The organism is Streptomyces sp. Ru72 (assembly GCF_002920635.1).
In the GTDB taxonomy this organism is placed as follows: Bacteria; Actinomycetota; Actinomycetes; order Streptomycetales; family Streptomycetaceae; genus Streptomyces.
Window position 1 is genome coordinate 1 of record NZ_PQSR01000095.1, and the last position, 21,464, is coordinate 21,464.

A 21,464-nucleotide genomic window follows, 5' to 3' on the forward strand; every position below is an offset into this window, starting at 1 on the left:
AAGTGCACGCCCGGAGCCGTCTCTCCGGCTGTCACTCAGGCGAACCTGAAGTCGACGATCTGCCGCAAGGGCGGTTACACCAAGGGCATCCGGCCGCCCGTCTCCGTCACGAGCAAGGAGAAGAAGCTGAACGCCGCCTCCCACGGCTACACCGGGCGCGCGGGCGATGCCGAGTACGACCACCTGATCTCGTTGCAGCTTGGAGGCGACCCTAACGACGAACGCAACCTGTGGGTGGAACCCGCCGACCCGGGCCACAAGTCCGGCGGCGGCATCAACAACAAGAAGGACCCGGTGGAGACAAAACTGCACACCGCGGTCTGCGGCGGCAAGGTCACCCTTGCCGCCGCCCAGCAGGCCATCGCCAGCGACTGGACCACCGCGCTGGCCAAACTGGGCCTGAACTGACCAGCTGGGCTGACGCCGATGCCACCGCTGCGGTCGATGCCCTCCGGGTGTGCCGACAGGGCTGCTTCGTGAAGCGACTGCGCGCGTGCTGAGGGTATGGCACCGTTGATCACGCCGAGCCCGTCACTCCCCCCGTGGTGGCGGGCCTGGCTTTTGCCTTGTGTCCTTTTCGCTGACGCGTGCCGGGTCGGCGGCGTGGATGAGTTGGCGGAGTGCGCCGTAGTAGACGTCGTGGTCGGCGGTGGCGGGCAGGATGGCCGCCAGGTGCCCGGTCAGGACCGGGAATTCCTCTGGGTCGAGGGCGGCCAACGCGGTCCGGGTGGCGGCCTGGGCAGTTTTGGGGTCGCGGTGGTCGACGAAGCTGGCGCTGCCGAGGGTGAGCAGGTACATCCGCCGGTAGGTGACGACGGCCTCCTCCGGTGTCATGCCGGCTGCGATCGAGTCGGCGAGCTGCGGCTCCACCAGGCGCTTGAGGAGCTGGGGTCCGAGCCAGGGGCGGCTGCCGCGCAGCACAACCAGTCCCGGATGGGCCGTCAGCAGTTTGTACAAGGCGGTGAAGCGGCTCTCGGTCGCGGTGGCCCAGTCGGTGCCCGGCGGGATGTCGGGCAGGCAGGTTGCGAGGTGGTCGGTGACCAGGTCCAGCAGTCCGGCCAGGTCGGTGCAGCGGCGCTGGAGCGAGGCGAGGGAGATGTCCAGCGCGGCGGCCAGGACGCGGAAGCTGAGCGCGTCGGGGCCGTCCCGGTCCACGATCAACAGGGCCGTTTCGGCGATGCGTTCGGGCGTTGCGAGGTTGAGTGAAGTGGATTGCCTAGGCATGCGAGTCAGCGTACGGTACACCGTATCGCTACGCTAGGCTCACAGCCCCTCACGGAGGCGACATGCCCGCTACCACGGCACTCGACCCGCTGTTCACCGCACTGGACACCGAGGCCTTCACCGACCGGCACTTGGCCAATCTCGCGGCCGGCACCCTCGCCGCCGTCCGCGTCCCCGGCTTCCTCGACACCCACACCTGCCAGGCCGCCCTCAAGGCGCTGGACCGGCTGCCCACCGCCGACTACGACCCGCAGCGGGTCCCCACCCGGATCGTCAGGTTCGGGCCCGCGCTCAACGGCTACCGCGACAAGGAGGGCCGGCTGGGCGCCGACCGGTACTGGCTTGCCGCGGAGGCCGCCCGGGCAGCCTGGCATCGGGCCGGGTTACGCCCGGACCCGGTCGCCGTGGCGATGGCCAGGCTCGGCTCCGCCTGGGGCGCTGCCGTCGTCCCGACCACGATCGGCGGCCGGGCGGTCTTCGGCGGCACCCTCCGGGAGATCAACGCGGGCGCGCTGGTCCACTACGACGACATCAACCGCGAGTTCCCCGCCGGAGTGTTCGACCAGGACGTTGTCGCTCAGCTCGCGTTCAACGTGTGGGTGGCGGTCCCTGAAATGGGCGGGGCGACCACGGTGTGGCGTCACCGCTGGGAGCCGGCCGACGAACAGCACCGTGAGGCCTACGGCTACCGGACCGCCGCGGTCGGGGGCTGCCAGCAGGTGAGGGTGATACCGCGGCTCGGCGACGGGCTGCTGTTCAACCCGGTGAACTTCCACGCGGTCGAGCCCGCCCCGGGCGGGCGCCGGATCGCCTTCGCGTTCTTCCTCGGCCCGACCACCACCGGCCAGCTCATCGCCTGGTCGTAACTATCCACACCGCAGGAGCAAGACCGTGTACCAGCTCACGTACGGCGACATCAAAGCCGCCGCCGACCGGATCGCCGGACGCATTCGCCCCGTCACCCTCGCACCCGTCGATCCCGGCGCGATCCGCACCGGCCACCAGGACCCCCTGGACGACCGCCCCGAACAGCCCTGCCAGGTGTGGTTGGCCCTGGAGTTTATGCAGCACACCGGATCCTTCAAGGCCCGCGGCGCGCAGAACTTCCTCCAGGCCCACCGCGACGCAGGCACCCTGCCCGAGGCCGGGGTGACGATCGCCTCCGGCGGCAACGCCGGCCTGGCCTGCGCCTGGGCCGCCCAGCAACAGGGCATCCCGGCCACCGTCTTCCTGCCCACGACCGCCCCCCAGGTAAAGGTCGCCAAGCTGCGCTCCTACGGTGCCGACGTACGGCTGACCGGGACGGAGTACGCCGACGCCCTGGCCGCCTGCGAGGGCTTCGCCGCCACCACCGGCGCGCTCGCCTCCCATGCCTACGATCACCCGCTGATCGCGGCCGGAGCCGGCACCCTGCTTGAGGAGATCCACCAGCAGATCCCCGACCTGGATACCGTCGTGGTCGCGGTCGGCGGCGGCGGCCTCTTCGCCGGCGTCGCGACCGCCGCCCAGCACCACGGCATCCGCATCGTGGCCGTCGAACCGAACAACTGCCGCGCACTGAACGCAGCCCTGCAGGCCGGCCGTCCCATCGACGTCACCGTCGACTCCATCGCCGCCGACTCCCTCGGCGCCCGCCGCGCGTCGGCCATGGCCCTGCACGCCGCCCAGCAGGACGGCGTGCACTCCGTGCTCGTTCCCGACACGGAGATCGTCCGGGCCCGGCAGGCCCTGTGGGACCACCGCAAGCTGTCTGTCGAACACGGCGCCGCCACCGCCCTCGCCGCACTCACCTCCCCCGACCATCACGTGCCCGACCGCGACATGCCATCCCGGCCGCACATCCCGGCCAGCAGCTACCGGCCGGCCAGCGGCGAGAAAGTCTGCGTCGTGTTGTGCGGGGCCAACACCGACCCCACCGACCTGGCGGCCGCCCGTCAGTGACCATGGCGCGCAGGGGGAGCGGGGCGCCCGGCTTCCCCTGCGTGTGTTCAATCTCCAGCTCGGGTGCGACTCCAACAACGCCGCGGCCTTTGGAGTGAACCCACCGATCCCGGCCACAAATCTGGCGACGGCATCAATAGCAAGCAAGGACCCGGTGGAGACGGAGCTGCATACCGCGGTCTGTTCCGGCAAGGTCACCCTCGCCGCGGCCCAGCAAGCCATCGCCACTGATTGGATTACCGCTCTTGCCAAGCTGGAGCTGAACTGACCGGCCGTGAGCAGTTGGCCCGGGTTTGTAGGTGAGCGGTGCGCTCTGGCCTTGAGGTCCAAGCCTCTGCGTCAGGCCGAGCTGCCTGAAGCTGCTCGCCGACTGGCCTTGCCAGGCTTGCGGTTTGGCCCTGGCCGGGGCGCGGAGTCGACGAGGTAGCGGCCGTGGTCGCCTCCAGTTCGGCCGCAGCCGCATTTGCATGGTGTTCACCGGCGGCCGAAGGGGATCAGTCAGCTGGACTCCCGCATGCTCAGGACCGGTGCTGCGACCGCGGTCGGGCGGCGGTTTGGACCGCACTGATGATGGCTGGCTGGTCGGCCGGTGAAAACGTCTGGACGTTGGGCCGTTTGATGGATGGGCCTATGGTGATGAATTGCTGATGGGGGTTGTGCCGGGCGGCTGCAGTCACGGCATTGTGCAGATCGGGGCCCACGGAGATGATCAGCCCACAGTGGCGCTGCACAAGGCTGTTGATGTAGGGCAGGGACGCTGTCGTGCCGCTGTTCGGGACCTGGATGTGCTCTGCGTTGATGGCGGCACCAGAAGCGGATTTCTGCAGGGCTGACCAAACGGTCCGGGCCGTATCCGAGTCATGCTGGCCATTTATCAGGCAAACGCGGAAATTCCTTGAGATGTTGTCGGCGACAACCTTCGGAGTCCGATGGTCGGTGAGCAGCGCGACGGCAAGCCATGCCAGCAAGCCGACTGCAGCCAGTGCACTTGCGGCAGCCAGCAGCCGTGCCTTTGGAGAGCGGTTGTGAAGGCTGAAAGGAAGGATCACGGGGCGCGCTCCAGGACTGGTTCTTGAAGGTAGTCCGCTGCCTGACTGGTCGGGCCTTCCATGCCGTCAGGCTCTGGCTTTCTGTTTCTTCGTGCCCGACTTGACGGCGGGACGTGATGTGCCGCGTGACGGCGTGGAAGCCGCGCTTGTCCGTTTGACGGGAGGGGCCTTGCGGCGCCGGATGACTATCCATACCGACGTGGCGGTCAGAGCCACTGCCCCACCCACGCTGATGCCGATGAGCCATCCGATACCGGTGTCAGTATGATCGCCAAGTGGGCGGGTCGACAGGAGGGGGTTGGCGGCACTGCCGCTGATGGCGGCGGGTGAGCGCACAGCTGCCAACGGGTTGACCAGGCCGTAGCCGTACTGGTCATCGTGGCCGCTGCCGCCTGGCCGTCGGGCGGTGCTGATCAGGCGGCGGATGGTCTGGCCTACGGTCAGGTGCGGGAAGGCAGAACGGACGAGGGCGGCTGCTGCGGAAACGTATCCGGCTGCGTAGCTGGTGCCGTCCGCTTTCACATACTGGCCTCGGTCGTTCGTGGAGTAGATGTCGGTGGCAGGCGCGGCGAGCGTTGACTGGGGCCCGGATTCACTCACGGGCCAGAAGTGGCCGCTGGAGTCGGTTCCGGTGACATCGATGACGCCAGGGAAGGCGGCCGGGTACATGGGCGGGTTGCCGTTTTGCCCTTCGTTTCCGGCGGATGCGACGATGACCGCGTCCTTGCCGAGTGCGTAGTTGACGGCTTCGCGCAGTAGCGGTTCCGGCGTGGTCGTTCCGGTGGATATGTTGATGACCTGGGCGTGGTGGTCGGCGGCGTATTTGATGCCCTCCGCGAGAGCGGTGGGCTCTGCGGTTCCGTTTGTGGTCACGCGGACGGGCAGCACTTTGGTTTTCGGTGCGAGTCCGGTCATTCCGTTCCCGCCGTTGGCCTTGCCGGTGCCTGCGATGATGCCTGCGATGGCTGTTCCGTGCGAGTCGCTGGAGATGTCCGTCTGGCCGTTATCCCCAGGGTCTCCGAGGAATCCCGCGCCTTGGAGGACCTGGCCTTTGAGGTCGGGGTGGGCGGCATCGACTCCGCTGTCGATCACGGCGACGGTGATGCCTTGGCCCTGCGATATGTGCCAGACCTTGTCTGCTTGGAACTGGGTCAGTGGCCACTCGGACTGGCGAATGCCCATCGCATCAGCGGGAGCGTCGGCTATGAATGCCCACAGTCCTGCGAGCGTGGCGCCGGCGAGGAATCGGCAGAGGACAGGCAGCGCGGTTTGCGCGCAACTTCTGCCGGATTGTCTTCGCGGAAACAGCACGAACAGCTCCAATCGGTGTGGGCGTCCCGTACGGCAGGCGCGGGGAGCGCACGGAGCCAGCCAGGTTCTACCACATCGTCTGAGGTGGTGGCCGGGTCGGCGGACCGCTCGCGCCTCTCTGCGTTATGCGCAGAGGACCAGAGCGCAGTCGGGGCCGGGAGGTTGGTCAAGGCCGAGCATAGGGGGGCCAAACTTTGATCAAGATGGCATGGGCAAATCGGATGCAAGCGCATGTGATCATGTCAATACGCTGTGTGGATTTGTCGATGAATCATTGATCTACCGTCAAGTCGTCGCTACACCTTGGGCGCTGCGTCTCCACAGGAGAGGCGTTGCTGCGTCGTGCCTGTGGGGGTTCTGCGATGAGACGCCGTCTGGTCCGCGTGTCGTCTGGTGCGAGGAGGAGGTTGGCGTTCGTCAACGCCTCCCTTGCACGTGGCGTGCAGAGGCGTTGGCTGCGCAGGATCGCGCTCGCGGTCAGTGGCGTGCTTCTCATGGTGCTTGCGACGCAGCCCGCAGAGGCAGTCATCAGCGAGCAGGCCCAAGAGTCGGGTTCCCTGGTGCTGCCCCATCAGCGGACGGGTTCCGCGGCCGGGCTGCGCCACCAGACCGGCTCCGCGCTGACAAGGGGCGGCCTGGGGCTCCCCACCGTCAGCCGGCACAAGCCGGCTGCGGTGAAGGGAGCGCTGCCCGGCGAGCGGACTCCGAACCGGTCGGTGAAGCCAAACCTGTCGTTCACCGGCCCGAAGAGCAAGCTCAGCGGCAAGCGGACGACACCGCCTGCCGCAGTGCGCGCCCGCACGCTCCCCCACCGCTCCCCGTCCTCCTCCGCCCATGGCGACGCTCACCTGCCGGGCCCCGCGGCCGCGGGGGCGGAGGTCAGCAAAGACCGCACCGCCACCACCTCGGTGTTCCAGAACCCGGACGGCACGCTGACCGCCCGGGTCTACAGCCGTCCCGTCCACTACCGCACGGCGGACGGTTCGTGGGCCGACATCGACACCACGCTGACCCAGGGCTCCGACGGCGGGTGGCAGGAGAAAGCAGACGCCCCCTCGGCCCGCTTCGCGGCAACCGGTGACGATCCGGCGCTGGTGACGTACGGCCCAGGCTCCGGCGAGCAGGTCAGCTACGGCCTGCAAGGGGCGGCCGCTGTCCAGGGCCAGGCCTCGGGAAGCTCGATCACCTATCCGGGCATCGTCAAGCAGTCGGACGTGACGTACACGGCGACCGCATCCGGGGTGAAGGAGACCCTGACCCTGCACTCCGACTCCGCCCCCGCGGCCTGGGTCTTCCCCCTGCACGTGACCGGCCTGACCCCGTCGCTGGCCGCGAACGGCAGCGTGGTGTTCAAAGACGGCTCCGGAACAGTGCGTGAAACGATTCCGCACGGTTTCATGGAGGACTCCAATATCGGCAAGGTCTCCGGCGAGGGCGCCATCTCCACCGGCGTCACCTACAGCCTGACCACCGTGGACGGCGGCCCGGCGCTGCGGGTCTCGCTCGACGCGTCCTGGCTGCACGACAAGGCCCGCGTGTTCCCGGTCAAGGTCGACCCCACGAACCTGAACGCCTCCTCCAGCACCTACGTGGAGACACCGTACGACACCAACTTCTCCACCGATTCGGTCCTGAAGGTCGGCTCGTACGACGGTGGCAGCCACAAGGCCAACAGCTATGTTCTGAACTGGTCGTTCGGCTCGACGTTCCAGAACGACTACATCGAGAAGGCGTCGCTGTACCTGGACGACGTGTGGTCCGGCGGCTGCACCGCGGAACCCGTCTACGTCCACGCCATCACCAGCTCCTGGAATGTCGGCACGATCGCTGACTACCCGGGCCTGTCATACGGGTCGACGATCGGGTCGGCCAGCTTCGAAGCCGGGGCCAGCTGCGGCGGCTCCTCCTGGCACGGCATCGACATCGGCGACAACCCTAGTGCGGCCGGTGTGAAGCTGCTCGAGGGCTGGGCGCACGGCGGGACCAACCGCGGCCTTGCGCTGACGGCCGACACCTCGGTCGTGGCTGCCTGGAAGCAGTTCGCCTCCGTCAACTCTTCCTACCCGCCGTACCTGTCGGTCACCTACAGCCCCTACGGCGCCGACTACTCCATCCCGAACCAGACCTACACCGAGCCCACGGCGACCACCACCGGCTCGATGAAGGTGACGCTGACCAACCGCGGCACGACCTCGTGGTCGACCTCCAGCACCCAGCTCGCCACCGACATCTACACCACGTCCTGGTCGAAGGTGAGCACCAACGCCACCAAGACGTACGTGCCGAGCTCGGTGAGCCCCAACTCCACGATCACGATGACCGGCACCCTGCCGGCGCTGGCACCCGGCCAGTACTACGTGTGCTGGGACATGCTGACCAGCGGCACGTCGTTCTACTCCACCTACAACGTGCCGCAGACGTGCGCGGAGATCACCTCAGCGGACACTCCGCCGCAGATCGATTCGACCTCGCCGCCCTCCAACGCAGTGGTCGGCTCCGTTTCACCGCAGCTGTTCGCAAGCGGCCACGACCCGGACAACTACCCGGGCAACGCGCTGACCTACGACTACCAGGTCTACTCCAACCCCGCATCCGGCTCCCCGTCCCTCGTCGCGGACTCCGGCTGGGTGAGCACCACCCAATGGACCGTGCCGGTCGGCAAGCTCGCCTGGAACCAGTCCTACTTCTGGGTTGTGTCCGACAGCGACGGCGACGCCCAGAGTGCTTGGTCGGATCCGTCGTACTTCTCCACGACGGTTCCGCAGCCGTTGATCACCTCCCACCTCGGCTCGGCGGCACGCAACCAAAGCGGACGTGCTTTCGACCCGCAGGTTGGCGACTACACCACGGCGGCCACGGACGCCTCGGTCGCCACGGCGGGCCCGGCGCTGGATGTGTCCCGCACCTACAACTCACTGGACCCGCGCACATCCCTGCTGTTCGGCGCGGGCTGGTCGTCCCGATACGACATGAGCGTCCAGCCGGACAACGACACCTCCGGCGACATCGTGGTGACCGGCGCGGATGGCCGGCAGGAACGGTTCGGCCAGAACAGCTTCGAACTCAACAAGATCGCCGACACGGGTGACCAGACCGGCGACAGGGTTGACGACCTGGTCGCCGTCGAACAGACCACCGGCAAGCTCTGGCTGTACAAGGGACCGGACTTCTCGGCACTGACCCGGCTGCTGGTCGGCACCGGCGGCTGGAACGGCATGGACCTGCTGACCGGCGGCGACGTCAACGGCGACGGGATCGGCGACCTGATCGCCATGCGCCCGTCGGACGGCACCTTGTGGATGTATCCGGGCACGTCCGGAGGCGGCTACGGCGCCCGCGTCGAGATAGGCACCGGCGGCTGGACCGGCATGTCCGACCTGACCGTGACCCCGCCGCTGGGCAGCGACGGGAAGAAGGACCTGGTCGCCATCGAGAACTCCACGGGCTACCTGTGGGCCTATCCCATCAACAGCGACGGCACTCTCGGGACCCGCTTCCAGATCGGCACCAGCGGCTGGGCCGGCATGGGGGAAATGATCGGCGGTGACTTCAACGCCGACGGCCATGGCGACGTCGTCGTCATCGAGGCATCCACCGGCAAGCTGTGGCTGTACCCCGGCACTGGCTCCGGCGGTCTGGGCTCCCGCGTGCAGATCGGCACAAACTGGAACACTATGCACTACCTGGCCCCCGTGGCCGGGATCAGCGGTGACGCCGGAACCGACCTGGTGGCCACCGACAAGTCCAGCGGGGTGCAGTACCTTTACCACTCCGGCCCGTCGCCCACCTCCACCCCGTTTACCGGCAACCCGCGCACCGCCACCGGTATGGCCGTCTACACCTCGGCCGCCGGCGAGTTCGAAACCCTCGCCCCGGTCGCCGGCACCTCCGCCGGCTGGGCGCTGGGGGACAAGTCCGGCACCACCTACACCTTCGGCAAGTCGTTCGGCACCGCCTGGAAGCTGACGAAGATCACCGACCGGGTCGGACGCGCCGAGACCCTCGCCTACAACGCCGACGGCACCCTGGCCACCGTCACCAACAACACCAGCAACCGCGCCCTGCACTTCACCTGGAGCGGCGGCCACGTCACCCAGGTCGCCACCGACCCGGCGACCAGCGGCGGCAGCTCGGAAACCTGGACCTACTCCTACAGCGGCGACAACCTGACCAAGGTCTGCCCGCCGACCTCCACCACCGCCTGTACCACTTACTCGTACACCTCTGGTTCCCACTTCCGCTCCGCCGTGCTGGACGCCGGCCCGGCCTCGTACTGGCGGCTGGCCGACTCCTCAGGTACTACCGCCACCAGCGAGGTCGCCCTCAACGAGGGCAACGACAACGGGACGTACTCCTCCAGCGGCGTCAGCCTCGGCGCGGCGGGCCCGCTCCCTGGCTCGCCGACCACCGCGGCCTCCTTCGACGGCTCCCACGGCTATGTCTCGCTGCCCAACGGGCTGCTGTCATCGGCGTCGTACGTCTCGGTGGGCATGTGGTTCAAGACGAGCAGCACGTCCGCCGGTGTGCTCTTCGCGTACCAGAAGGACGCACTGAGCAACTCCTCGACCCCCGGCAACTACACACCGATGCTGTACGTCGGGACCTCCGGCAAGCTGTACGGCGAGTTCTGGAACAACCAGGGCGTCTCCCCGGTGTCCACCTCCACATCCGTGGCCGACGGCCAATGGCACTACGTCGTCCTCAGCGGAGCCGGTGACACCCAGTCGCTGTACCTCGACGGCTCCCTGATCGGCAGCAAGAGCGGCCTCATATCGGTCGGCAGCCAGCCTGTCGACACCATCGGCTCCGGATTCCTGGGCGGCAACTGGCCCGACGAGCCCCACTACAGCACCTCCAGCAACACCGGCTACCCGACCTACTTCAACGGCCAGATCGCCGACGCCGCCTTCTACACCCACCCGCTCGGCGCCCCAGCCATCCAGGAGCAGTACACCACCGGCACCCACGCCGCAGGCGAACTGACCGGCGTCACGCTGCCCTCGGGCAAGACGCACATGGCCGCCGCCTACGACGCGGTGCACGACAGGGCATCGCAGATCACTGACGCCAACGGCGGCACCTGGAAACTCGCCAACCCCACGACGAAGGGCTCGGGCGCCTACTACCGCAGCTCAGTGATGGCCAACGACCCCGCTGTCTACTGGAGACTTGGCGAGTCCTCCGGCAGCCAGGCCAACAACGAGGTCGCCACTTGCTCCACCAGCGCCATCTTCAAGTGCATCAACATAAGTACCGGCACCTATCACAACGTCACCCTCGGCGCGGCTGGCCTGTATTCCGGTGGCACGGAGACCGCCGCGTCCCTCAACGGCACCAGCTCCTACGTGGAACTGCCCTACCAGCTCATCAGCAGCACGAGCGGGCAAGCGGTCCACGCCACGCTGGAGCTGTGGTTCAAGACCACCACCGCCGGCGGAGTGCTGTTCAGCTACCAGAGCAGCCCCATCGGCACCACGCCCAGCGGCAACTACACCCCGTCCCTGTACATCGGCTCCGACGGCCACCTGTACGGCCAGTTCTGGGACGGCTACCTCTCCCCAATGGAGTCCGACAACACCGTCACCGACGGCGCTTGGCACCAGGCGGCCATGAGCGTGGGCACTGACGGCATCCAGAGCCTGTACCTCGACGGCAAGCAGGCCGACCAGCGCACCGGCAAGGACTTCAACAACACCGGCCAGGGCTACTACTCCCTGGGCGCCGGCTACCTGTCCGGCTCCTGGCCCGCCCAGCCGTCCAACAACCCCAACGGCTACTTCAAGGGCTCGCTGGCCGAGGCGTCCATCTTCCCCAGCAAGCTCAGCGACGACGCCATCGCCGCGGACTACGCCGCCCGCGGCGCCTCCAACGGGGCCACTCCCGTCAGCACGGCCACGGTCACCGACCCCGGCAACAAGACTCTCACCTACCAAAACGACCCCGGCCACGGCGGACGCCTGATCTCCACCACCGACGCCCTCGGCCACACAGTCTCGTACGCCTACGACACCAACGGCTTCGTCTCCACCATCACCCGCCCAGACGGCGACTACAGCGGCTACACACACAACGTGCGCGGCGACGTGCTCTCAAGCACGCTCGGTGACTTCTACCACGACACCGACACCGACACCGGCTACTACAGCTACCCGGCCGACGGCACCTACAGCGTCACCGACCCGCGCAACGACGAACCCACCGCGTACGCCGATCCCCGTTCCTCCGGCCCGTCCGACACCACCTACGCCACCACCTACACCTACAGCGCGAACGGCGACCTGCTCACTACGAAGGACGCGGACGGTAACACCGCGACCCGGACGTACACCACCGGCACCGAGGCGGCGGTCGGCGGCGGCACCGAACCTGCCGGCCTGCTCGCCACCACCAAGGACGCCAACGGCAAGACCACCGGCTACGCCTACGACAGCGCCGGAGACCTCGCCCAGGTGACCGCCCCGTCGGGGCTGAAGACCAGCTACACCTATGACGCGCTCGGTCGCCGCCTGACCGCCACTGAGGTCTCCGACACCTACCCGAACGGCATCACCACCAGCTACGCCTACGACGCCGACGACCGCGTACTCACCCGCACCGACCCGGCCACCACCGACGCCGTCTCCGGCACCACCCACACCGCCCAGACGACCTACGCCTACGACGACGACGGAAACACCACCTCGCAGGCGGTCGCCGACACCAGCGGCAGCGACACCACCCGCACCACCACGTGGACATACAACAGCCACGGCCAGGTCGACTCGGTCACCGATCCGGCCGGCCGCAAGACCACCTACGGCTACGACGCCTACGGAAACCGCGCATCCGAGACCGCCGCCGACGGCAACGCCTATAGCTACACCTACTCGCCCACCGGCGAACTGCTGACCACCACGCTGACCAACTACACCGGCGACCCGGTCAACCCCTCCGCGGCAAGCCCGCTGGTGATCGACTCGCGCGCCTACGACCCGGACGGCCTGCTCGCCTCGGACACCGACCCCATGGGGCGCACCACCGAATACGTGTATTGCTACACCCACTGGCTCTGCTCCAGCGCCCTCACTAATTTCCACAACGCGGACGGTTCCGCCAGCAGCAAGTACCTGCACGTCTACGGATACGACAACGCAGGGCACGTGGTCTCCGAGCAGGACACCAACGCGCTGGTGAAGACCCAGTTCACGTACGACCCTGCGGGCCGCGCCACCCAGCGGACCTTCGACCCCAGCGGCCTGAACACCGTCACCTCCTACAGCTACGACGGCAACGGCAACCTCACATCCCAGTCCGTGACGGGCGGCGGAACCACCGAGCAGACCGACTACACCTACGACACCCTCGGCGATGTCACCGCGGAGACCGTCCACAACGGCTCGAACACGCTGGTCACCACCCACACCTACGACCAGCGAGGCGTGCTCACCTCCACCACCGACCCGCGCGGCAACGTCTCCGGCGCCGCCGCCGCCGACTACACCACCGCCTACACCTCCGACCCAGCCGGCCGCCTCACCCAGATCACCGCGCCAACGGTGAATGCCGAAACCAACGGCGGCACCCCGCAGCAGATCCACCCCATCACCCTGTACGGCTACAACACCTTCGGCGACCAGACCACCGTCGACGACCCCGACGGCAACATCACCACCTACACCTACGACGCCGACGGCGAGCAGCTGGCGGCCTCCGGCAACGCCTACACCCCGCCTGGCTCCACCACCTCCCTCACCCCCACCACCACGGCCACGTACAACGCCGACGGCCGCCTCACCACCACCACCGACGCCGACAACAACACCACCCACTACACCTACAACCAGCTCGGAGACCTGACCCAGATCCAGCAGCCCGCCGTCGGCGGCACCACCCCCACCAGCCACGTCACCTACGACACCGACGGCGAGGCCCTATCCGCCACCGACCCCACCGGGGCAGTCGTCCAGGCCACCTACGACGACCTCGGCCGTCCGCTGACCTTCAGCCAGGTCGTCCGCCAGCCATCCACCACCACCGCCACCACCACGGCCGGTTACGACGAGGCAGGCAACCAAACCTCCCTCACCCTGCCCGGCGGCGAGAAGTTCACCGCCACCTACGACACCGCGGGTAACCAGCTCACCGCCACCGACGCCCGCAGCAACACCACCCACTACGCCTACGACCTCGACGACCGGCTCACCAAAACCACCCTGCCCGACGGCACCGCCACCACCCAGACGTACGACACCGCCGGACGCCTGACCGCGGCCGCGAACCTGGACGCCTCCGGCACCACACTGACCAGCACGTCGTACGGCTACGACCCGGCTGGCAACCCCACTTCGATCACCGACGCCGACGGCAACACCACCACCTACACCTACAACGCCACTGACACGCTGACCCAGCAGACCGAACCGGTCAGCTCCACCTCCACGATCACAACCGGCTTCGGCTACGACGCGGCTGGCAACCCCACCCGCTACACGGACGGCAACAACCACGCCACCATCACCACCTACAACACGCTCGGGCTGCCCGAATCGACCATCGAGCCCAGCACCAGCGCCTTCCCGAACACAGCCGACCGCACCACGACCGTCGCCTACGACGGCAACGGCAACCCAACCACCGTCACCCGCCCCGGCGGCGTCACCCTCACCCAGACCTACGACGCCGACGGCCGCCTGACCGGCACCTCCGGCACCGGCGCCGAGGCCACAACCCCAAGCCGCACCTTCGGCTACGACGCCGACGGCCGCCTCACCTCCACTGGAGCACCCGGCGGCACCGACACCTACACCTACGACGACCGCGGCCAGATCCTGTCCGCCTCCGGCCCCTCCAGCAACGCCACCTACAGCTACAACTCCGACGGCCTGCTCACCTCCCGCACCGACAAGGCGGGCACCGCAACCTTCACATACGACCCCAACGGGCAGGTCAACACGGCCACTGACCCGGCCACCGGCACCACTCTCACCTACGCCTACAACTCCACCGGCCAAGTCACCGGGATCGCCTACGGCGGCAGCGGCAACACGACCCGCAACTTCAGCTACGACGCCCAGCACCGCCTCACCAGCGACACCCTCACCGCCCCGGGCGGCAGCGCAGAGGCATCCGCCTCCTACGGCTACGACAACGCCGGACACCTCACCGCGCAAACCACCACCGGCACCGCGGGAGCGGCATCCAACACCTACGGCTACGACAAGGCGGGCCGCCTGACCTCCTGGAACAACGGCTCGAGCACCACGACCTACGGCTACGACGGCGCCGGAAACCGCACCAGCGTCACGCGCGGATCCACCACGACGACCGCGAGCTACAACGCCCGCAACCAGCTCACCACCAGCACCGGTTCGTCCTCGACGACGTACGCCTACACGGCCCGCGGCACCCTGGCTTCGGTTACCGGCCCCCAAGGCACCGAGAGCCTCAGCTACGACGCCCTGGACCAACTGACCCAGGACGGCAGCACCACCTACACCCACGACGACCTCGGCCGCCTCGCCACCGCCGGCAGCAGCACCCTCGCCTACGACGGCACTGGCGAGCAGGCCGTCTCCGACGGAACCGAAACCTACGGGCGCGGACCGGGCGGACAACTCCTCGGCATCGCTGGCCCCGGCGGCGCGGCCCTGGCCTACACCAATCAACACGGCGACCTGAGCGCCACCTTCACCGCCACCGGCACCGCTCTCACCGGCTCCACCGCCTACGACCCCTACGGCCAGAACCTCGCCACCGGCGGCACTCAGCACGACCTCGGCTACCAGGGCGGCTGGACCGACCCCGCCTCCCACCGGGTGGCCACCGCCAGCCGCTGGTACGACCCGTCCACAGGAGACTTCACCAGCCACGACGCCACCAGCCAGCCACCTATTCCGTCCGTCAACGCCAACGCCTACGCGTACGGCAACGACGATCCGCTGACCAACGCCGACCCCTCAGGCAACAGCGCCTGCCACCCAGCGAACGCGTCCAGCGGCTACCAGGACCCGTCCAGCAACGGGCCCCACTCGCGACGGGATTACGGCGACGAGATCGCCGAGGCGCAGCGCGAGATAGCTGCCTCACTCAGCTTCTCGCTGGGCTGGATGTTCGGTGGGTCAGGCATGCGGGTGATGCGTCACCACAGTGACGGACCCAGCTTCTGGGACTCGTTCTTCTGGGGCGCCGCCGCGGGAGGCACCTTCTGGGGCCTTTCCGGAGGATGGGGCGTCGCCGCCGAGGTCGGGAGCGTCTTTGTCCTCGCCGCTGGCTACAGCAGCTGCGACGTCACCATTGCGCCGCCTCCGCCGCCTCCGCCCACCGCCAAGATGGGCCTGAAGGAAAACCCGGGCACGCGGCCGTCGGGCCAGCCGAAGGGGAACGAGAGCCCCCACCAGAACGGCACCAAGAGCCCAGGCACGGGACCGTCGGACACGAAACCCCTCGACCCGAAGGGTGCCGCGCCCACCCAGGTCACCGACCCAACCGCCCACGAGCCCACCAACAACGGCACCGCCACGAACAACGGCACCGCCCTGGACAACGGCACCGTCCTGGACAACAGCGACGGCTGCACCGGCGGCCTCCTCGGGTTCCAGTGCACCGGCGGCGGCAACCTCCTCGACCCCGACACCGGTGCCGCGTACTGCAACCCAGCTGCCGACTGGACCGCTGGCAACACCTGCGTACCGTTGACCGACGGCGGAGAGCCGACGCCACAGGCCGGGGATACGCCGCAGTGCGGGCAGGAAGAAGCAGTATGCGACATCTATCCCAATGGAAACAGAGACGAATGGATCAATCGAAAGAGAGTTGAAGGGCCGGCGCCCCAATATGTGCGCAAATTGCAGTTCAGTAATATGCGCCCAGCTGATCGGCGGTCTGCTCTTCAGGATTACCCTGTATGCGTCTACTGCGGCGTGGCAGCATCAAAACAGGCGGACCACATTTACCCCGTCAAGCATTTCCACCTAGACGGTGGCTGGACCCTCGACAAGAAGACCAGGTCGGACGAGATAAACAGGCCGGGAAACCTGGTCGGGGCCTGCCAGTCGTGCAATGGAACCGGAGGTAAGGGAAGCAAGGTGCTGGGTGATGGGCCAGGAGAGTGGTGGCCTCCGGCATGGCCGCCTGGTGTATGGTGGCCCTTCGGAGGAGGGCCACGGTGACAACACAGGAAGTGCGTGCTCATTACCTCAGGGTTTGGGGTGAGCCGTCACGAGAAGCTGCTTTCTCTCTCGGAGAGCACAAGGTCGAGATTTTCAAATGGAATCATGACAGAACTGATGAAGGAGTGAATCTTTACGCGACCTGCGGTGCGAGCCGGGCTCTTCAATCCGGGCCCGGCGCTCTGCACCGAGCGGAATTCGTAACCGGTCTACTTCCCGAGGAAGATGGAATCGCCCGTGGACTTGCGATTCTTGGTACCTACCCGCTCACCGGGCATCATCTTTCCTACGGTGAAAGCATCACGCTTCCTGACCCTCTGTGGGCGGGAGGCCGGATGACGTCCTTCCTGGCCGTGCGCCCCATGGAGGATTTGGTCCCCGACCTGCCGTTGCGCGACGGCAGCCACGTGCAGTTCATGAACGTCGTTCCGGTTTTCGAATCGGAGTTGAGGCTACGGAACGGCCGATCGGCCGAGTGGCTCATCGGGGAGTTGAACGACAACGGCGTGGCATGGTGGGATCCTCGGCGAGGTCCACTTGTGCGTTGACGTGGCCGTCCGGATCGATTAGGACTCCACCAGCACTTTAACGATTTCCCTGTTCAGGGGCGGTTTGGGTGAGTGAGGTGGGCTGAGTTACGGCCCGTGTTCCCTTTCCCGGGCCGCCCCTCGATCGTGTGCAGCCGCCGCTGATAGTGGCAGCGGCGGGCGACGACTTGGCGTCGTCTGCGCCAGTGTGACCATTCAGTGCGTGCGCTGATGAGGGGGAGAACGGCGCTGGGTGAGTGACCAGTTGCCAGGAGCCGCCGAACCTCTGCCACGGTGAGGAGCGCGAGGCAGGAATCATTTCTGCTGCCCCTTTTGCCACGGCGCGTCGGCGGCCATGATGGCCAGAAAGGCGTGTGCCAGCATGGCCAGCGAAGGCCCATGGCACGCCGTACGCCCCTGCCGGCGACCGGGCTTGGAGTGAGTCAGCCGGATCGCGAGGCTCGCGCAGGCCCGCTGCAACCAGATATCGACGAAGTCACTCCCGTTGTCGACGTAGACCGATTCCGGGACACCGCGGGCGGACAGTGCTGGCCGCAGGGCGGCGGCCAGGCGGACAGTGTCCTCAGCGAATCCGAACCGGCGTCCCACGATCACCCGGGAGTAGTCGTCGACGAAGGCGAACAAATACGTCTTCCTGCCACAAGGGTGGCAACACGAAGGGCATCCGGCCGCCCGTCTCCGTCACGAGCAAGGAGAAGAAGCTGAACGCCGCCTCCTATGGCTACGCCGGCCGTCCGGGCGATGCCGAGTACGACCATCTCATCTCGTTGCAGTTCGGAGGCGACCCCAACGACGAACGCAACCTATGGGTGGAACCCGCCGACCCGGGCCACAAGTCCGGCGGCGGCATCAACAACAAGAAGGACCCGGTGGAGACGAAGCTGCGCACCGCGGTCTGCGGCGGGAAGGTAACTCTCGCCGCCGCCCAGAAAGCTATCGCCAGCGACTGGACCACGGCCCTGGCCAAGCTGGGCCTGAACTGACGCCCGAACGGGCCTGAAGGGGGCAGCTGAGCGGTGACCGCTCAGCTGCCCCCTTGACTGTGTTCGAACACGTGTAGCGCATGGGTGGCTCGGGCTGGCGAGCCCTGGCGAACACATGAACAGTAAACGTGACATCGATCAGCACAATGCGTGGATGCAGGTCACACGGTGAGTCACAAGCGGATCGTTGCGCTCCGTCGAAAACATGTGCCGCAGAGTTAACTCCCGGAGGCCTCCCCAGCGGTGTAGGAGATGAGACCGCGAGGTCTCCTCCCGCTCAGCAACGACGCGGTGCGGGGGCCAAGTTGAGCAGAAGGAGGGTCCGTGGGGCTTCACTGGGCCTGGCACGCGCTGGCGGTGGCCGGCGCCTGCCGGATGACCGCAGTTGCCTTCGACGCCGTCGTCCGACGCGTCGTCCGCATCGCCTCGCTGGCTCGCGACGAGCACCGCTCCCGCGCACGCGTTTTCGCACCACCCCCCGTCCTGCCCGCCGGACTGCACCCCACTGCGGGGACCGCCGTTCCGCCGCCCGCCGTGGAGGAGCTGTGACCAGTCCTGACGAGCAGGACTTCGGCGTGATCGAGCCCGCCGAACTCCCGACCGACTTCGAGGCGTTCTTCACCGGCCACAAAAGCGAGTTCCTCAGGGTCGCCGGCGCTCGCACGCGCAACCCGCACGATGCGGACGAAGTGCTTATGGACGCCGCGGTGGTGATGTACCGCAAATGGGAGCGGATCCTGGCACATCCCAACCCGATCGCCCTCGCCCACCGCATACTCGAGAACGCGATCGCCGACTTCTACCGGCGCCGTGCCCGCACCACCGACCGGGAGGTCAGCTACGGCGAACTCTCCTACGCCGACGTGCCCACCGCAGACGACCTGCTGCTGCTACGTGGCCATGACGGCCTGGACCGCGCCCTGGCCGAACTCGAACAGCGCGCTCCTCTCCAGGCGAACTGCGTGCGCCTGCGCTACTTCGCGGAACTCGACTTCGCTGAAATCGGCGCACGCCTGGACATCACGGCAGGCGCCGCGAAAGCCAACGTCCACCTCGGTCTGAAGAACCTCAGCCGCCTCATCGGTCTCCCGGATCCGGGGAAAGGGAAGTCCTGATGCTGGAAGATCTCCTGCGCGCCGAAGCCAAGGCCCTGCACCGCACCTACGACAACCACGACACCGACGACTTCATGCGACGCCTCGCTGTGCGCATCGCCCAGGAGTCCGCGCGGCCGCCCCGAGTCACCCGCGCTGTCCTGGCTCCCGCCCCGCAGCGCGCCCAGGTGCCGCCGCCCGCGGCGGCACCCGTGCCCAGCCGCCCGGCCGGTAAGCGGCCGCGCACGCGCCGCGGCCTGCGTCGGCGTCCCACACCGATTATTTGCCCGGACCCGGCCTCCAGCCCGACGGCTGTAGTCGATCATGTCCGGCGGCTGTGCGAGCTGGTGCTGCGCTCCAACGACATCGACTCACTGGCCGACTTGGCCGCCGACTACGACCCCAGGGGCGCGCGCACCTTCGCCTGCCTGCTCTACACACTCGACCGCCGCGAAAGCGCCCTGTACTGGTGGCGGTTCGCCGCCGGCGGAGAGGACCCCCTCGCCGCCCACCTGCTCGCCGCCCACCACGCCGCCGTCGGAGTCAGTCCAGACGCCCGCCTATGGCGGGCGCAGGCCCGCATGCTGGGGTTCACCCGCGACCGCCACCTCCCCCAACCCGTACGGCCCAGCACTCATCTCGCCGAGGGGTTCGCCCGCGCCGTCCCGTGGGGAAACGAGTTGAGCACCTTCATCAAGACCGCACGTCTGCCCAGCGAACTGGCAACCCGCTGAACCGCGTGATCAGGCAGGCAGGACGGCCGTCGGCATGCCGAAATAGTGCAGTGAGGGCTGCGCCCATGCGCAAGCGCAGCCCTCACTCGGAGGAAAGGCAGTGCCTCGCCGACTTCGAGCAGGCGGTGCCGGGTTACAGGTCGTTTCTTTTGGTGGACCGGCTGTCGAGCGAGGTGAAGTCCCGCACGATACTTGTGCTGTGCAGGGGACGTTCGAGCTTCGGCTACAGACGAGCAGTGTGCTCGCTTCGCCCGCGTGACCGTTCACGTGACGCCGGCGCCGGAGACGCTTGTGGAGGTCGGCGCTGAGCCGTTCGCCTGGCGCCGCACCTTGTATGGTCCGCAGGCATGGCAGTGCCCCTACGACGACGATCTTCGCAACGAGGCGGTCGAGGGCGGTAGGTATGCCCTGCGCCAACTGGCAGACCAACTGCCGTGCGTGCGGGTGGTCATCACCGAGATCGTCGAGCGCGCCGCGGACACCGGCCCGGGAGACGTGAAGTTCGCGGCGGCCATGCCCTGTGGCAAGCGGTGGGCCTGCACTCGCCAGTGGGCCCACACATTGATCAGGACGGGACACTCGTGTTCCCGGGCTGACAGCACGCAGTGCCGCTCATCCGCGAGTCAGGCGACGGTAGCCAATGAGCGCTGCGGCCAAGCCAGCGAAGGCGAGGAAGTGCTCGGGCTTGCGTTCGTAGCGGCGGTGCAGGCGTCGGCAGCCGTTTAGCCAGGCGAAGGTCCGCTCGACTACCCAGCGGTGCCGGCCAAGGCGCTGGGAAGATTCGACGCCGCGGCGGGCGATGCACGCTGCGATGCCGCGCCTGCGCAACCAGCGCCGCAGGTGGGGATAGTCGTAGCCCTTGTCGCCGTGCAGTTTGACGGGCCTGCGTCGGCGGTGCCCGCGCCGTGAGCGGACGGGCGGAATGCCGCGCACCAGGGGTTGGAGGGCCTGGCTGTCGTGGGTGTTGGCGGCGGAGATGGCCAGTTAGTCCAGTGGGGAGGGGCCAGCGAGGCCCAGGACCTTTCGGCCCTGAGCTACGGAGTCGCGTTCTACCCGCAAGCCTCGCAAGTTTCCCATGAGCGCAGCCGCGCTCGCTGTCAGTCCCGCGCGCGCCGGCCCGATGGGTGAGGCGCCGGCTGCCGTACCGACGCCTCCGGCCCGGCGTCCCGCCCGGTCGAGCCGCGCATTGCGTGGAGGAGGTAGGCGACGCGGTGGAGGCCGAAGGCGGTTGTTGCCCGTCCCCGGGTCTCCCAGATGCAGACGGTCCCCGAGAGTCCGGCGCGGACGATCTCGTCCTGCTCGGGCTGGATGGTGGCCACGATGGCGCGCATCGGGCCGATGCGCGGGCGCTCTCACCCTCTGCTCGCCTCGCCTGCTCGGCGCGGGCGGGCTTGAGGCAGTGGAGGTGCCCGAAGAAGAGAAGGTGTGGTCGG

The 21,464-nt window shown here is 67.8% G+C and carries 14 protein-coding genes and 3 pseudogenes; 11 read left to right on the forward strand and 6 right to left on the reverse strand.

Going from position 1 to position 21,464, the window contains the following annotated elements:
* A pseudogene (locus C3488_RS31170) lies at window positions 1-408 on the forward strand (hypothetical protein); the annotation flags it as partial.
* A 123-nt stretch (window positions 409-531) separates the two neighbouring features.
* Here the strand turns inward: C3488_RS31170 and C3488_RS31175 are convergent.
* A complete protein-coding gene (locus tag C3488_RS31175) occupies window positions 532-1,224 on the reverse strand; it encodes a TetR/AcrR family transcriptional regulator C-terminal domain-containing protein (RefSeq protein ID WP_103844244.1) in 693 nt (230 codons plus the stop codon).
* 62 nt (window positions 1,225-1,286) lie between these two features.
* Between C3488_RS31175 and C3488_RS31180 the strand changes: the two genes are divergently transcribed.
* Genes C3488_RS31180 through C3488_RS31190 form a run of 3 tightly spaced genes read left to right on the forward strand, consistent with a single transcriptional unit; the run spans window position 1,287 to window position 3,433 of the window.
* Window positions 1,287-2,090, forward strand: a complete 804-nt coding sequence (locus tag C3488_RS31180) for a proline hydroxylase (protein ID WP_103844245.1) — start codon at window positions 1,287-1,289, stop codon at window positions 2,088-2,090.
* Window positions 2,091-2,115: 25 nt separating this feature from the next.
* Window positions 2,116-3,165: a threonine/serine dehydratase gene (locus C3488_RS31185; RefSeq protein WP_103844246.1), complete on the forward strand. Its 1,050-nt coding sequence runs from the start codon at window positions 2,116-2,118 to the stop codon at window positions 3,163-3,165.
* A gap of 43 nt (window positions 3,166-3,208) precedes the next feature.
* Complete coding sequence (locus C3488_RS31190) at window positions 3,209-3,433, forward strand: hypothetical protein (protein WP_103844247.1); 225 nt, start codon at window positions 3,209-3,211, stop codon at window positions 3,431-3,433.
* Between the two features lie 250 nt (window positions 3,434-3,683).
* Here the strand turns inward: C3488_RS31190 and C3488_RS40275 are convergent, their stop codons facing one another.
* Together C3488_RS40275 and mycP are read right to left on the reverse strand one after the other, a co-directional pair.
* Window positions 3,684-4,214: a hypothetical protein gene (locus C3488_RS40275; RefSeq protein WP_146067959.1), complete on the reverse strand. Its 531-nt coding sequence runs from the start codon at window positions 4,212-4,214 to the stop codon at window positions 3,684-3,686.
* 66 nt (window positions 4,215-4,280) lie between these two features.
* On the reverse strand, window positions 4,281-5,537 hold the full coding sequence (gene mycP, locus C3488_RS31195; RefSeq protein WP_146067960.1) for a type VII secretion-associated serine protease mycosin: 1,257 nt from the start codon (window positions 5,535-5,537) through the stop codon (window positions 4,281-4,283).
* Window positions 5,538-6,019: 482 nt separating this feature from the next.
* Here mycP and C3488_RS42425 point away from each other — a divergent pair, with 482 nt between their 5' ends.
* Together C3488_RS42425 and C3488_RS31205 are read left to right on the forward strand one after the other, a co-directional pair.
* Complete coding sequence (locus tag C3488_RS42425) at window positions 6,020-16,672, forward strand: LamG-like jellyroll fold domain-containing protein (RefSeq protein ID WP_146067961.1); 10,653 nt, start codon at window positions 6,020-6,022, stop codon at window positions 16,670-16,672.
* Window positions 16,669-17,220: a suppressor of fused domain protein gene (locus C3488_RS31205; protein ID WP_181139272.1), complete on the forward strand. Its 552-nt coding sequence runs from the start codon at window positions 16,669-16,671 to the stop codon at window positions 17,218-17,220. Before C3488_RS42425 ends, C3488_RS31205 begins: the two co-directional genes overlap by 4 nt.
* Window positions 17,221-17,514: 294 nt before the next feature.
* On the opposite strand, the gene C3488_RS31210 is transcribed toward C3488_RS31205, so the two are convergent.
* Complete coding sequence (locus tag C3488_RS31210; protein WP_308460702.1) at window positions 17,515-17,844, reverse strand: transposase family protein; 330 nt, start codon at window positions 17,842-17,844, stop codon at window positions 17,515-17,517.
* A 185-nt stretch (window positions 17,845-18,029) separates the two neighbouring features.
* Between C3488_RS31210 and C3488_RS42430 the strand changes: the two genes are divergently transcribed.
* The 5 genes from C3488_RS42430 (at window position 18,030) to C3488_RS40280 (ending at window position 20,757) form a co-directional block, all read left to right on the forward strand.
* Complete coding sequence (locus tag C3488_RS42430) at window positions 18,030-18,203, forward strand: hypothetical protein (protein WP_308460703.1); 174 nt, start codon at window positions 18,030-18,032, stop codon at window positions 18,201-18,203.
* A 324-nt stretch (window positions 18,204-18,527) separates the two neighbouring features.
* Entirely contained in the window at window positions 18,528-18,752 is a 225-nt protein-coding gene (locus C3488_RS40860; protein ID WP_181139273.1) for a hypothetical protein, read from the forward strand.
* Complete coding sequence (locus tag C3488_RS40865) at window positions 18,749-19,318, forward strand: sigma-70 family RNA polymerase sigma factor (protein WP_181139274.1); 570 nt, start codon at window positions 18,749-18,751, stop codon at window positions 19,316-19,318. Before C3488_RS40860 ends, C3488_RS40865 begins: the two co-directional genes overlap by 4 nt.
* Window positions 19,318-20,031, forward strand: coding sequence for a hypothetical protein (locus tag C3488_RS31225; protein WP_258053783.1), 714 nt, complete (start codon window positions 19,318-19,320; stop codon window positions 20,029-20,031). Before C3488_RS40865 ends, C3488_RS31225 begins: the two co-directional genes overlap by 1 nt.
* A 255-nt stretch (window positions 20,032-20,286) precedes the next feature.
* On the forward strand, window positions 20,287-20,757 hold the full coding sequence (locus C3488_RS40280; RefSeq protein ID WP_146067963.1) for a hypothetical protein: 471 nt from the start codon (window positions 20,287-20,289) through the stop codon (window positions 20,755-20,757).
* Here the strand turns inward: C3488_RS40280 and C3488_RS31230 are convergent.
* Window positions 20,644-21,015: pseudogene (locus C3488_RS31230) on the reverse strand (IS5 family transposase); the annotation flags it as partial. The gene C3488_RS40280 and the pseudogene C3488_RS31230 sit on opposite strands and share 114 nt — an antisense overlap.
* A 182-nt stretch (window positions 21,016-21,197) precedes the next feature.
* A pseudogene (locus C3488_RS31235) lies at window positions 21,198-21,383 on the reverse strand (hypothetical protein); the annotation flags it as partial.
* Window positions 21,384-21,464 lie beyond the last annotated feature (81 nt).

Excerpts from the sequence above, each read along its gene's own strand:
- C3488_RS31175 (WP_103844244.1), bottom strand. The coding sequence starts at position 1,224 with ATGCCTAGGCAATCCACTTCACTCAACCTCGCAACGCCCGAACGCATC.
- C3488_RS31180 (WP_103844245.1), top strand. The coding sequence starts at position 1,287 with ATGCCCGCTACCACGGCACTCGACCCGCTGTTCACCGCACTGGACACC.
- C3488_RS42425 (WP_146067961.1), top strand. The coding sequence starts at position 6,020 with ATGGTGCTTGCGACGCAGCCCGCAGAGGCAGTCATCAGCGAGCAGGCC.
- C3488_RS31225 (WP_258053783.1), top strand. The coding sequence starts at position 19,318 with ATGCTGGAAGATCTCCTGCGCGCCGAAGCCAAGGCCCTGCACCGCACC.